The following is a 14,043-nucleotide window of genomic DNA, read 5'->3' on the forward strand; positions in this document are numbered from 1 at the left end:
CATATCTCGGATTGAAAAGTTAAGGCAGGCATAACGCCTGCCCATGTAATTCTAGTCTATTCCTTCAATCCGGTCTTCAACCTCTTGGTACAACTCGCGCAGACGATCTAAATTATCCTCGCTAGTCTCCCAATAACCGCGTCCATTCACTTCCAACAAAGTTGATACAATCTTGCGGAAAGAATGGGGGTTGAGGTTCAGCAACCGTTTCTGCATTTCTTCATCTTTGATGAAGGTTTCGTTAGTATCCTCGTAAATCCAGTTATCCACAGCGCCGGCTGTTGCACTCCAACCTGTTGTATTCACCAACCGCTTGGAGAGTTCGCGCACACCTTCGTAACCGTGATTTAGCATCCCCTCGTACCATTTGGGATTTAATAATTTGGTACGCGCATCCAAACGCACGGTTTCTGATAATGTCCGCACTTGGGCGTTAGCTGTGGTTGTATCTGCAATATAAGATGCTGGTTTTTTACCATCACCGCGCAGACTTGCAACTAACTTAGTAGGATCTGAATCAAAGTAATGAGAAACGTCCGTTAAGCTAATCTCAGAAGAATCCAAATTTTGGAAAGTTGCATCAGCAGTTTTCAATGTACTTTCAAAAATCTGCCGGGATTCGTCCATAATTCCGGGGTTATCGGAATTGAAGGAGAAGGATTTCCGGTTGAGATACATTTCCTGTAACTCGGCTTCGCTATCCCAAGTACTGTTTTCTACCGCCAAGTTGATATTTGATGAGTAGGAACCAGAAGCGTTGGAGAAAACACGAGTTGCTGCTTGACGCAGATTAATCCCCATATCCTCAGCTTGTTGCAAGGCATGTTTGCGAACAAAGTTCATTTCTAAGGGTTCATCTGCCTCCGCCGCCATCTTCACGCCTTGATCTAGCAGGTTCATTTGGTTGATGAACAAGTCGCGGAATACACCAGAACAGTTGATTACTACATCAATTCTTGGTCTTCCTAACTCTTCTAAAGATATCAATTCCAACTTGTTCACCCGTCCCAAGGCATCGGGAACTGGACGCACGCCAACCATCCACATAATTTGGGCTAGTGATTCACCGTAAGTTTTGATGTTATCGGTTCCCCAGAGGACACAGGCGATCGTTTCTGGCCATTTCCCTTCATTTTCTGACTTGTTACGCACCAATAGCCTGTCTACGACGATTTTAGCTGATTGAATTGCTGCGGTTGTGGGGATGGATTGGGGGTCGAGTGCATGGATATTCTTACCTGTGGGCAATACATCCGGGTTGCGGATGGGATCGCCACCGGGGCCGGGTAGGATGTATTCACCTTCCAAACCTCTGAGTAATGCTCCGAGTTCGTTGTCGGCACAAACTTGCTGGAGACAGAATTCTAAATACTCAAATAGGGGTTTGAGTGTGGCTGTGTCAACTTTGGGATAACCTGCTTTATGTAATGCCTCTACCCAAGGTTCCTTTTTGCCCATGTTGAAGAAATTCAACCGGGAAACTAGAGAAACTCGCCCTTCTGCGTCGATTTGCTCTTGGACAAGGGCGGTAACTGCTGCACGGGTTGCTAAGGTGATATCTTGCAATAACTGGACATCTTCTAAAATGCCTCGGTCATTACTTTGGTAAATATCGTCAATGTTACGTCCTATGCTATTGGCGATAATTCCCGGCAAGCCTTGAAGTCCTTCTTCCTGACGATCTAGACTAGCAATATTTACCAGAGTTGCGATCGCCTCTTCTGCACTCGGAGGTTTCCCAATGACATGCAATCCACAAGGCAACAACCGTGACTCGATTTCCATCAACTTGCGGTAGACGTTGCCAACAATATTATCGCGATCGTCGGTACTCATATCTCTGGCATCGGTTTCTGGCAGGTTAATATCCTTATCCAGATTCACGATCCGGCATTTATCCATGATGCTGTTGACAATGGAAACACCGCGTCCACTATCTTTTAAGGTTTGATAAGAAGCGATTAATTCGCTGAGTTCCTTTAAACCTTTGTACAACCCAGCATTTTCTGCCGGTGGTGTCAAGTAAGAAATTGTTTCGGCATAACTCCGACGTTTGGCAATTGTCGCCTCACTTGGATTATTCGCTGCGTAGTAATACAGGTTGGGAATTGAGCCAATTAAGTTATCTGGATAACAATCGCCAGACATCCCCATCTGTTTACCTGGCATGAATTCCAAGGAACCGTGTGTACCAAAGTGGAGTACAGCGTCAGCTTTCCAAACTTGCTCTAGGTAAGTGTAGTAAGCAGCAAAACCGTGGTGAGGACTAGCTGAACGGGAGAATAACAGCCGCATCGGATCGCCTTCGTAACCAAATGTCGGTTGTACACCGATGAAGAGGTTGCCGAATTGCTTACCATAAATTAGCAGGTTTTGCCCATCGCTATTGAGATGTCCCGGAGGTGGACCCCAGTTTTCCTCTAGTCTTTGAGAGTATGGAGTCAGCGCCTCATACTCAGCAACCGACATTTTGTAAGCAACGTTCAATTCTGGGCTGTTGTACTGCGCCTGTGCATCATGGATGACTTCTTGCAGCAATGCTTCGGCTGATTCTGGCAATTCTGGTAAGTCGTAGCCGTTATTTTTCAGCGCTTTCATCACCTCGTAGATGGAAGCAAATACATCTAAATAAGCGGCGGTTCCCACATTGCCTTTATCTGGCGGGAAACTGAAAACGGTGATCGCAACTTTTTTATCCAGTTTCGGCTTGCGGCGGAGGTTCGCCCATTTTAAAGCGCGTTCTGCTACTGCTTCCACCCGATCGCGCAGAGCGATCGCTTTCCCTGTAGTCCCATCTCTACCCGATAATATAATCGGCTCAATTGCCCCATCCAATTCAGGAATCGCAATTTGCAAAGCGACTTGAATTGGATGTAACCCTAAATCGCTATCCATCCACTCTTCTGTGGTTTGGAATACTAAGGGTAACGCCACCATGTAAGGACGGTTTAAGCGTTTGAGTGCCTCAATTGCCTTGGGATGGTCTTGTCTAGCTGGTCCACCCACTAAAGCAAAACCAGTCAGCGATATCACCGCATCTACTAACTGTATTTTGGTAATTGGCTCGTAGAAGTAGGCTTCAACAGGCTTGGAGAAATCCAAACCACCAGCAAAAACTGGTAATACCCGTGCGCCTAATGCTTCTAATTCCTGCACCATTGCGATATAATGGGCGTCATCACCGGTGACTAGGTGAGTGCGTTGTAATACTAACCCGACACAAGGAGCTAAGGGATCTTTGAGATCGCTAGAGATATCTTTACGGGCTGTATACCAATTCAGGTACTCTCTGACATCTTCAAACATAGCGGGAGCCAAAGGATGCCAAATCCCTAAATCGGGATAAACCACCGGCTGTTGATATGTAGAAGGTGCAAAACTTTGTTTGTCTAAATCTTTAAATACATATTTATCAGCTAGCATCAGCAAGAAGTTTTCCAGATTTTCTGGAGAACCACCTAGCCAATACTGAAAACTGAGCATGAAATTTCGGGCATCCTGTGCCTTCTCCATCGGTAAAAACTTCAGCACTTGCGGGAGAGTCCGCAAAAGCTTCAGCATCCCATCTTGGAATCCCGCACCAGATTTTTCTTTGCGTTTCCGCATGAATTGCGCGATCGCACTTTTTGACTGACCCAATTGTGCCAAGGAAAAGCTGCCCATTTTACTCAGGCGCATCACCTCTGGCATTGAGGGAAAGACAACCGAAACATCCAAGCGATCGCGGTGTGGTTCTACAGCTGCTACTACTTTCTGTGCTAAGTCTTCGATGAAAATGAGGGAAGCGATGAAGATATTCGCACCCTCAATTTCTCGTTTAAACTCCTCGTAATTCTCTGGGTCGCGGAGTTCCTCAATCAAGTACCCACTGATTTCAATCGCCAAGTTGGGATTGTTCGCGTTAATCGTGCGAACCGCTTGCGACAATGCACTCTGGTACTGGGACTCAAGCACGACATAGACCACCTTGATTAAACTACGTCCGCGTAAGTTATCAGGCGCAATGTGTCTAATGGTGGACTTGACGTGGGTGAACATGCTTCTTCGGCTCCTTTGATGCGTGTTCTCTACTGGAAGTTAAGAGCGGCATTATCAGCCACCGTTAAATTCTGATCTTTAGGCAATATGTGTTTTTTATCAGAAAACGCTTACCCAGAGGGCATTTTATCGTGTATCTGACACAAATCGATATAAAAAACGAAATATTTCTTTGTAATTGTTGACTTTATATAAAAGTATTTGCTCACTTAAATGTAAATTTTTCTTTACATAGATATTTAACTATTTAGTTATTAATACTATTAAATATATTTTTTGAGGGGAGAGATTTTAAATAGACATCTCCGAAAATGAATGTAGAGACGCTTTCTTCGTTGCGGGACGAAGTACAATTTCGCGTCTCTACAAGAGTTTCAGGTTACGCATATTTAATTTCTGGAGATGTCTAATGTTTGTTAACAACATTATCGACTAGCAGTACCAAGGCGGAGATAGCATATCTGGGCTTTTTTGCCGAGAAAATTTGCAGAAAAAACCCCGCTATAGATAAGCTTAAAATTCAGAGGTTTAGATCCCCGACTTCTTAAAGAAGTCAGGGATCTTGTTTTTCACGAATGATTTAGAATTGCTATAAAAACATTAAGGTTGGGAACCAGGAGCATTACCATTAACAACAGCACTTGCTATCCAATTATTAGTACCAGCAATGCGATACCAACGGCGATCGGGCTTACCTGTCCAAGTATCTGCTACAGGATCGCCATATTTCCATCCATCAAAATTAACTCTTACAGTACCCCCCAATCTTCCAACAATTGAAGCAGATGTGGAAGTGCCAGAGCGCACATTAACTCCAGTAGGAGCAGTAACTCCACTGAAATTGACACGGGTGGGGTCGTCAATAACAGTACCATTTCTGGAAGTGTATGTCCCACGCGTCATAGTTACAACTTGATAACCATCCACAACTAGGTTGCGGTTTGGGAAATTTATATGAAGATGGGGGCCTGTAGATATCGCACACTTAGGATCATTAGGAGTGTCAGCAGCTACTACACCTATCTGTTGTCCTTTTTTGAAAAATTGACCTCTATACAAACCAAATGCTTTAAGGTGCATTAGTGTGTAATTACCATCTGGAGAGCTAAATAAAATAGCATTATGATTATCTGCTCCTCTAGCTTGACAAACGCTGATTATTGTTGAATCAACAGGTGCCAATACTGGAGTACCGGGACTAATAGCGAAATCAACAGCATTCGATTGTGTATTCCAGCCATCATTATTCCTGAATTGAGCATATTTACTGCAACTTCTTGAACTTTTTGTTTAATCCCCTGTTTAAGCCCTTCTTGCAAAATATGTTGGATCAAATCACAAATTTGTGGATGATGTCACTGAGCTTGATTATTGTCCGTTTTAGCTTGTAATTGCTGAACTTGCTCAATAGTTAAACCAGTAACACGGACAATTAATGCGATCGCCACTCCTTCATTGAGCATATTTACTGCAATCTCTTGAGTTTTTTGTTCAATACCTTGTTCAATACCTTGTTCAAGACCTTGTGCAAGCCCTTCTTGAAGAATATCTTGATAAATCACAGATTCGCGCATAATATCACTCCGCAAAATTCTTTTAATCACGTCTTTATTTAATACTAACCCAGCTAATACTGCTGTTGATGCAGCAACATTACTGCGGATTCGGGTATCGTTTATTGCTTCAATAACTTGAGCAGCTTCTTCTAAAGTTCGCCTTTGATCGTCGGTTTGGCTTAAAGCTGCAAACGGTAGCAAACCTGGAGAATTAAAAAATATTTCGGTTGGCTGTTCCCAAAGTCGAATTACTTCAAATCGGTGCAGGCTATTTTCTAAAACAAATTCTGTTTGGTAAACTAGCTCAGAATCGCTTGGTTTTAGGTAAATTACCACCTGACGCATTCGCTTATGGGGAAATTTTCGATAAACTCGCAAACGATAATCACTTATCCGAAAGGGAATATCGGCTTTAGGTACGGTTTGAAATTCGAGATGTAGGACAATTTCATCCGACTGCAATAAAATCAGTGTATCGGCGCGGATGGGTTCGAGGGATAATTCAGATGGACTCAGTTCGGTGAGAGTTGTTGGTTCACCGAGTAGCCATATTACAAAGTCGGCTGAAAATGACTCCGCGAGAAACTTGCAGACATTATCAAACATAGAGCATATTATATCAGTTTAATAACAGACTAGAGTCCGATCGCTCGGTGTAAACACAAAACCACTGGAATTACACTTGGGACGCACTGCAACGATCGCAATTGTGCCATTATGGCGATCGCTCCCTTGAAATTGAATGACTCCGGTTGCGCCGCCTGTAACGGAAAATTTCGGCATTGCAAGTGTTTTCTGAATGCCGATGCGGGTAGGATCTGGATCTGCCTTCAAAGCTTTACTTAAGACCAATACTGCGTCATAGGTGGTGGCGGTTTGCCAGGTAATATCAGTTGGATCAATTTTCCAAAGGATTTGAGATTGGTGTACAAACAAGGAGTTAATATCATTTAAGGGATGCCATGCGATCGCTAATACCAGACGTTGGATTTGCTGTAGCGACAGGGCTTTATCTGGTTTGAGTAACTCAGAACTGTAAAGACTATCACCCGCAACAATCCAAGATTGGTTGACATTCGACCGAATTACTCGTAAAGCATTGGGAATCGCATTATACAATCCTACTCCGGCATCTGGGATGAGGACAATCACCGTTGCACCTTTGGTTTTTGCTTGATTTAATGCGGCTTTGACATCAAAGTCATAGCTGGCGAGATTGAAAGCTGGTTGGTAGTCAATAACATGACCCTGAAACGGTTTAGCCGCTTCTCGAAACGCCCCAGATAGAGATTGGGCATACTCACTACCCTGACTAGAAAAAATAGCAACTTGTCTCTGTCGTAGTTGGGAGAACACGTAGGTTGCCATTTTTTGAGCGGTAATGCGATCGCTAGGGACAGTACGGAAGAAAAAAGGACTTTTGAGATTATCTGAGGTGCTGGTTGCAGAAACTAAAACTACCCCTGCATGGGCATAAATTTGTAGGGCTTGTTTGGTGGCTTCGCTGCTGTAATGACCCAAAACGGCCAGTAAATCTGGATATTTCACCAACTTTTGGGCAATTTTGCGGGCATCATTTTCAGCTTTACTATGGTCACGATTACTATCATCAGCGATAATCATCCGTAATGGTAGACCGTTTTTCAATGCCTCAGTCTGAGCTTGAGCAGCACCCCTGAGTATTTCTAGACCTTTATCGGTACTACTTTCCAGGGGAACTGCAACAGCGATCGTCCGAATCTGCGCTGCTGGAAATTGGCTTTGAATTTTGGCGTTGTTGAGGTAAATTAAAGTTTCTGGATTTGAATCCTGATTGAAAGCAGTTTTAAATAGATCCTTAGCTGCCAAAAAATTTTTCCTGCTATACTGTTCAATAGCTAATTGCTTTGCTGGTGGCGGGTGATCATTTACCAAAAAGCTTGCAGGAATTAGACTTTCTTCACCACAACTAAGGTGATCGCCTAGAATATAGTCGCAAGTCTGAGCCAGAGTTATTGCCTCATACAGCCATTTTGCACCGACGAACAGTAAAACAACACAAGTCGCACCCAGTAATAATTTTTGCCATCGCACCAATGAATATTTATGAATATTCTCAATCTTTTCTAGAATTGCTTGAGTTGTTGACGGACGTTTCTGTGGATGAGAATTGGTCATCGCCTGAATTAGATCAATAAATTTTTGAGGGGTTTGTTGATCCTTAATGTACTTATACCAATGGCGTAAATCTTGACGGCGATCGCCTGCTGGATCAATACCTGTGATTAAATAGATAAAAGTCCGGCCAAGTGCGTAGAAATCCGATTGGACAACAGCGTGTCCCTCAAGTTGTTCAGGAGCAGTATATCCAACAGAATGAATCACCGTTACCGATTTGCCATTGACAATAGTTTGCGCCAACTGACGCGCCGTCCCAAAATCAATTAAAATTAATTGACCATCGGGGCGGAGCATAATATTAGACGGCTTGATATCTCGATGAAAAAACCCATTTTCATGCACAAATTGTAGAATCTGCGTCAATTGTCTTAGCCAATCTAATGCTGTTTTATGGGATGTTACGCATTGATGACGCTCAAGCCAATTCTGTAAATCTTCACCTGGAACTTTCTCCATGACAAAACAGCGCAATTGGCGAGCTGTATTTAAAACTAGAGGAAATAGCATTTCACCAGCAGGTAAACCAGGATGCTGCAAACTTGTTAAGATTGATGCTTCTTGGTCAAATAATCGTAGTAAATCCGGTGTAACTTCCTTGAGTGACTTGAGAACCTTGGGCTGATCCTGATTAACTAAATCTTCAATTTCAAATACTTCTGTATAGCGATACCTATCAATTTGCATAGGATGCTTAATTCGGTAACGATTTTGCAGTATCAGTGGCGTCCCACAGTTTTCACATACTGCACAATTATCAGGATTTTCTCGTTGCGAACAATCGGGATTGATGCAGTACGTCATAAATTCAGCAGTGGCTAGATGCAAACAGCATTGAAATTACTGAAAATTAGACAGATGGAATGGACAGAGACGATAGAGTTGCAGACAGACTCAAGACAGCAGACACAAAATTCTAGCTTACCATATGACGAAGACACTAAGCTTTGAGGTCAACAATACTGTCTATCGGCGATTATTTATCTCCCACACCAGCCATTCTTTCTCTTGCTGCGTCAAAAATGCACCAAACCGAAAACGTTTATTTATTTTAATACTTTTTTTCTCTTCCATCTGATAGTTTTTCAAAGAATAAAGAATTAGGATATTAGAAAAATTATAATGCATTATACCCTTCAATCCCACACTAATAATATCTGACTTGGAAATTTTGATTGACTGAATGCACGAACCAAGTAACCATCGTTCTAAGATGATATAGTCCTGATCAATTTCCAGCAGAGTACTTGATACAGAATTAAGAAATAAAGTTATGGATTGAGACAAAGGTTTGTAGAATAGTAGCTTGAATAAGAATTGAACAGTTAATAAAATGGGTGGAAAAATACATAATATTATGACTGAAATATACAATCCCCCAAATAAAAAAAATAATAATATTAGCGACAAAAAATAACTAATATAATCAAAAAATATAACCCAATAAACTAGCCCCAAAAAACCAGAAAAAACTAGACAAAAAAATAAAAATATAAAACTGTAATTGTTGTAAAAACACCCTGGTGGAATCTTTACAATTAAATTATTCTCAGTTACGCTCACAATTAGATGACTTTTCTTTGGTCGCCGGGGTATGAGTGCTATTTGACCTAATAATGCTGCTAAGGCTACCTCTGCGGAAGGAAAACGATCAGCACTGACTGGTTCTAACATTTGTTCTAACCAGTTTGCAAAATCTTTGGAAATATTAACGTCAGGACGGAAATCAATTTTGAGTTTACGCTGTGGTAAATCAGAGGGAGATTTTCCTGTCAACAAAAATAGTAGAGTTGTTCCCAAACCATATAAATCAGTAGATGGAAAAGCTTGTCCACGAAACTGTTCTGGTGCCATGTAGCCGAAAGTTCCTACGACTGTACTGCCGCCAGTCACAGTATTATGATATGTGTCTGCTACTGCTCCAAAATCTACTAGGAATAAGCTCTTTATATCAGATAGCAATAACTTTCTTCTAAGAAATATGAATAACGTCCTTTTTTCAGAAGCAAAAATAATATTTTGCGGTTTGATGTCACGATGAATAACTGGCGGTGTTAGGGAGTGTAAATAAATCAAAATTTTCAGCATTTCAGTGGCTATTTGCCTAACTTCTTCTTCGTCAGGAAGCCAGCCATTTTCTACTAGCGTTGCTAGAGAAGTTCCAGGCGCTAATTGTTGAGCTATGTAAAAGGAACGGTCAGAGTTAGTATCTACTTTAAAATAATCCAAGTAGCGAGGAATTGCTGGATGGTTGAGTTGAGAAAGAATTTGTGCTTCCCTTTCAAACAACTCCATCTTTTTCCAGTCAGTCATGCGGCGCAATGACAAAACTTTCAGCGCTACTTGTTCATCGTTTTCTAAGTCAACGGCTGCGTAGGTAATACCGACTCCACCCTGTCCCAATTTACGTAGAATGCGATACCGTTGATTGATAATTTCTTCGGCTTTGTGCAATACTTCCATGTTTTTTTAGTGCTATTTTGTTAGATTTATCGATACTTAAGTAAATTGACAGAACTAATGCTCTCTACGCGCTATCTCACGTAGTCTCCTTTCTTGCGCGGGAGTCCTATCAAATTTATTTTTGACATTGACATCAGCACCCTTGGCAATCAGCAGTTCTACTATGTCTAGGTCGTCTGTCAAATGCAGTGGAGTCTCGCCATAGCTGCTCTTGGCATTGACATCATCACCCTTGAAAAGTAGCCGTTCTACAACTTGCTTGTTGCCTTGTTCAGCTGCCAAATGCAGTGGAGTCTTGCCAGCTATATCCGTAAATCCAATGCTGCTTAAGATATCCCACTTGTAGAAATTTAACAGAGTAATAGCAGTAATAGCAGTAATAGCAGTAATAATAATAGCAGTAGTAATAGGAGCGTCTGGGTCAGCACCCTTGGAAACCAGCTGTTCTGCAACTTGGTTGGTTTGTTCTACTGCTATGTCAAGTGTATTCCTGCCAGCCATATTCGTAAATCCAATGCTGCTTAAGATATGCGAGTTGTAGGAATTTAACAGGGTAATAGCAGTAACGGCACTAACAGCAGCAACAACAGTAACAGCAACTCCAACTATTTTTTTCCACCGAACAGAGACATTCGATTTCACAGTCAGCTTTCGCCTACCCTGCAATACTTCCAAGGCTTTCTCTGCCGAAGAGAAACGATCTTCCGTATCTGGCTCTAACATTTTCTCTAGCCAATCGGCAAATTCTTCACTAATCTGCACGCGGGGACGGAAATTAATTTTTAACCCATCACTCTGCAAATCTGCGGGGGAGCAGTGTGTCAAAAGAAATAATAAAGTTGCTCCTAAAGCATACAAATCAGTGGTAGGCACAGCTTGTCCGCGAAATTGTTCGGGAGCCATATAACCATAAGTTCCTACTACTGTACTTCCACGCATAAAAGTTGTGTAATAGGTATGTTGTACAGCCCCAAAATCCACCAAAAACACCAGCCCATCGTCACGGCGAATAATATTTTGCGGCTTGATATCTCGATGGACTACAGGAGGCTTGAGAGAGTGCAAATAAACCAGAATTTCTAATATTTGTATAGCGATTTGCCGCACCTCATCTTCACTGGTGCGCCATCCACTCTCCACCAACGCCGCCAGTGTCTTACCTTCTGCCAGTTGCTGGGCAATGTAAAAATAACGGTCTTTAAGGGTGTCTATCTGAAAATATCCTAAATATTGAGGAATACCCGGATGATTGAGTTGCGAGAGAATTTTTGCTTCTCGCTCAAACAACTCCATCATTTTCCAGTCGGTCATTCGGTGCAGCGATAAGGCTTTGAGAGCCACTTGTTGAGTACTTTTTAAGTCTTGAGCAAGGTATGTCGTCCCACTTCCACCTTGTCCCAAGGTATCTAGAATCCGATACTTATGGGCAATGATGTCTTCTTTTTGGTGCAGCAGTTCCATGCGGCTTCTATTTTGTGTTGAGGTTAGTAATAATTCCATAGAACACATTCTTCCCTCTCGATTCCGGCTTTTTCAAGCTCAATTTTAGATCAGTTAGGCGGTGAGCCGAAACTTAACTAGATTACACAATCCAAAACAGCGAAATTACTAATGAGCCGCTTTCAATGATTAGAGGAAGTTATGAACTATCGCAGCCAACGAGTGATCCTTGCGCCTTGGAGCATCATTCACCAAGGCATGACGCTTTACCGCGCAAATTTTATCCAATATTTCCAGATTGCTCTGGCTTCTAGCATCTGGTTTCTAGTCTGTAATTTGCTGTGGTTCATTTTATTGATTACAGCACTTTTGTTAATCTACCCTTTTGCTTTTATGACCCTGGTTCCGCAATCCCAAAACTTCGCAAGTTCAATTTCTCTACCGATTGCCGGAATTCTACTTATCATCATGTTAGCTCTGGGTATCTTTGCTTGGGCGAAAGGACTCTCACAACAATCTTTGATTGGTTTACTGGCTTATCAAGCGTTAATCGGGCAGCCTGAAATGCTGGTGGTTAATACTCAACGAATTCGACATCAAATTTGGCAATTTTGGCTTGCCGATATTTACATAAATTTTATTCTTTATAGTCTTTCGATTGTTACCTCAAAGTGGGGAGGTTGGCTAATTTTGCTGAGTATTTTGCTCCGAGTCTGGCTTGAAGCAAGATGGTTTCTGTCAAATTTATTAATTGCTGTGGAGCAGTGCAATATAAGGCAATCTCTACGCATTAGCAAACAGCAATCAGCCTCGTATATTATCCAGATCGGTTTTATTTTGGTCGCTACTTGGTTCTTGACAATGCCACTTTATATATTAGCGTTCTCCCCTGCGATCGCAGTATGGCTAGCAGAATGGCAACACTCAGAATTGTCTCTTTTAGCACTTAACCCTTTGATTCACCTCCTCCAAGGGTTGGGCTTATCGATTATTTTTGCCATATTGCTCCATACGCTTACTATTCCATTGTGGCAATCAGTTAAAGCAGTATTATACCGCGAACTAAGATAGGGGATCTACAACGAGTTTTCTTTTTTAGAGAGATGTATATACATCGTAGTTCTTCCAAAGATAGAGGCTAGCGCCTGCCGTAAAATGCCAGAAGGGCTGTAGGGAGAAGACCGCACTTCCCTTAAAAAGGCGGACTTTATTTACAACTTATAGAGTGATTTAAATTATGTGGACTAAATCAGCCCAAAGAATTGTTGTATTCTGCTTGGCTTTCTTGCTCAGTCTAGGGTTTTCTATCAATCATGTCACAGCCCGGTCAGTATCTTTATATTGGGAATTTATTAAAAAAAATTATGTTTTCGTATATTTGTCAAGCGCAAATTTAGTTCAGTTTAAATGATCTAAAACTTGACCTTGCTTGACTTATATCAAATCCCGATAATGAGATTGTAAAAACTTGCAGTGAGAAATATTAGCTATATGAGAAACACTTTTACTGAATCTCCAATGAAGTTTTATTTTGCCGGGGGAATGGGAATATTTTTGTTATTTTTGGTAATTATTTTCCGTCCTTTCAGCATTGTTAACGCTGGTGAACGGGGCGTTGTGATGAAGTTTGGCAAAGTCCAAGATGAAGTTTTAGATGAAGGCATTCACGCAATTACGCCAATTGTCACGTCAGTCAAAAAACTGAGCGTGCGTGTACAACAAAATAGCTTCCAATGTTATGCTGCTTCTAAAGACCTTCAAAAAATTACAACAGAACTCACCATAAACTGGCACGTAGAGCCGACACGAGTCAATAAAATTTTTCAACGAATAGGCGATAAGCAACAAATCATTACAGGAATAATTACTCCTGCTGTATCTGAGGTACTGAAAGCAGCAACTGCTAAAAAAACAGCGGAAGAAATTATAACTAGAAGAACAGAACTTAAAGAAGAAATTGATCAATCTCTCAAAAAACGTATGGCAGCTTATAATTTGATTGTTGATGATATCTCTCTAGTAAATTTTGAATTTTCTCCAGAGTTTAGTGCAGCTATTGAATCTAAACAAGTAGCAGAACAAGAGGCTAAACAAGCAGAATTTATTGTAAAAAAAGCCACTCAAGAAGCTCAAGCAGAAATCAACCGTGCCAAAGGTCAAGCAGAAGCACAAAGATTACAGCGACTAACTTTAACATCACAGTTATTACAAAAACAAGCAATAGAAAAATGGGATGGACGCTTTCCAATGGTAATTGGTGGTAATGGTTCTGTCCCATTAATTAATATTAATCCTAGTAGTTTAACAAGTGAAGAAAACAAACGATGATTTTTGAATTTGCATCATATCTGCACCATTATTCTATATTCGCAGTACTGAAATATTGCAC

7 protein-coding genes and 1 pseudogene are annotated in these 14,043 nt (G+C 41.4%); 2 read left to right on the forward strand and 6 right to left on the reverse strand.

Annotation, left to right across the window (positions count from 1 at the left end; translation table 11 throughout):
* Positions 1 to 51: 51 nt before the first annotated feature.
* The 6 genes and pseudogenes from V7K32_RS08940 to V7K32_RS08965 form a co-directional block, all read right to left on the reverse strand.
* Positions 52 to 4,038 (reverse strand): magnesium chelatase subunit H, encoded by a 3,987-nt coding sequence (locus tag V7K32_RS08940; protein ID WP_334992258.1) that lies wholly within the window; start codon positions 4,036 to 4,038, stop codon positions 52 to 54.
* 600 nt (positions 4,039 to 4,638) lie between these two features.
* A pseudogene (locus V7K32_RS08945) lies at positions 4,639 to 5,250 on the reverse strand (peptidoglycan DD-metalloendopeptidase family protein); the annotation flags it as partial.
* A gap of 143 nt (positions 5,251 to 5,393) precedes the next feature.
* Positions 5,394 to 6,200, reverse strand: a complete 807-nt coding sequence (locus tag V7K32_RS08950) for an Rpn family recombination-promoting nuclease/putative transposase (RefSeq protein WP_334992260.1) — start codon at positions 6,198 to 6,200, stop codon at positions 5,394 to 5,396.
* A gap of 18 nt (positions 6,201 to 6,218) precedes the next feature.
* Positions 6,219 to 8,555, reverse strand: coding sequence for a bifunctional serine/threonine-protein kinase/ABC transporter substrate-binding protein (locus tag V7K32_RS08955; protein WP_334992262.1), 2,337 nt, complete (start codon positions 8,553 to 8,555; stop codon positions 6,219 to 6,221).
* A 162-nt stretch (positions 8,556 to 8,717) separates the two neighbouring features.
* Entirely contained in the window at positions 8,718 to 10,214 is a 1,497-nt protein-coding gene (locus tag V7K32_RS08960; protein ID WP_334992264.1) for a serine/threonine protein kinase, read from the reverse strand.
* Between the two features lie 54 nt (positions 10,215 to 10,268).
* Positions 10,269 to 11,714 (reverse strand): protein kinase domain-containing protein, encoded by a 1,446-nt coding sequence (locus tag V7K32_RS08965; protein ID WP_334992266.1) that lies wholly within the window; start codon positions 11,712 to 11,714, stop codon positions 10,269 to 10,271.
* A gap of 141 nt (positions 11,715 to 11,855) precedes the next feature.
* Here V7K32_RS08965 and V7K32_RS08970 point away from each other — a divergent pair, with 141 nt between their 5' ends.
* Both V7K32_RS08970 and V7K32_RS08975 read left to right on the forward strand, forming a co-directional pair.
* The gene (locus V7K32_RS08970; RefSeq protein WP_334992268.1) at positions 11,856 to 12,725 is read left to right on the forward strand and encodes a hypothetical protein; all 870 of its coding nucleotides are present in this window, start codon (positions 11,856 to 11,858) and stop codon (positions 12,723 to 12,725) included.
* 420 nt (positions 12,726 to 13,145) lie between these two features.
* Complete coding sequence (locus V7K32_RS08975) at positions 13,146 to 13,982, forward strand: prohibitin family protein (RefSeq protein WP_442938715.1); 837 nt, start codon at positions 13,146 to 13,148, stop codon at positions 13,980 to 13,982.
* Positions 13,983 to 14,043 lie beyond the last annotated feature (61 nt).

It is taken from the genome of Nostoc sp. (assembly GCF_036917635.1).
Taxonomy (GTDB): Bacteria; Cyanobacteriota; Cyanobacteriia; order Cyanobacteriales; family Nostocaceae; genus Nostoc.

Bases quoted from the DNA above. Each gene is read 5' to 3' on its own strand.
- V7K32_RS08940 (WP_334992258.1), bottom strand. From the start codon at position 4,038: ATGTTCACCCACGTCAAGTCCACCATTAGACACATTGCGCCTGATAAC.
- V7K32_RS08950 (WP_334992260.1), bottom strand. From the start codon at position 6,200: ATGTTTGATAATGTCTGCAAGTTTCTCGCGGAGTCATTTTCAGCCGAC.
- V7K32_RS08955 (WP_334992262.1), bottom strand. From the start codon at position 8,555: ATGACGTACTGCATCAATCCCGATTGTTCGCAACGAGAAAATCCTGAT.
- V7K32_RS08960 (WP_334992264.1), bottom strand. From the start codon at position 10,214: ATGGAAGTATTGCACAAAGCCGAAGAAATTATCAATCAACGGTATCGC.
- V7K32_RS08965 (WP_334992266.1), bottom strand. From the start codon at position 11,714: ATGGAATTATTACTAACCTCAACACAAAATAGAAGCCGCATGGAACTG.
- V7K32_RS08970 (WP_334992268.1), top strand. From the start codon at position 11,856: ATGAACTATCGCAGCCAACGAGTGATCCTTGCGCCTTGGAGCATCATT.
- V7K32_RS08975 (WP_442938715.1), top strand. From the start codon at position 13,146: ATGAGAAACACTTTTACTGAATCTCCAATGAAGTTTTATTTTGCCGGG.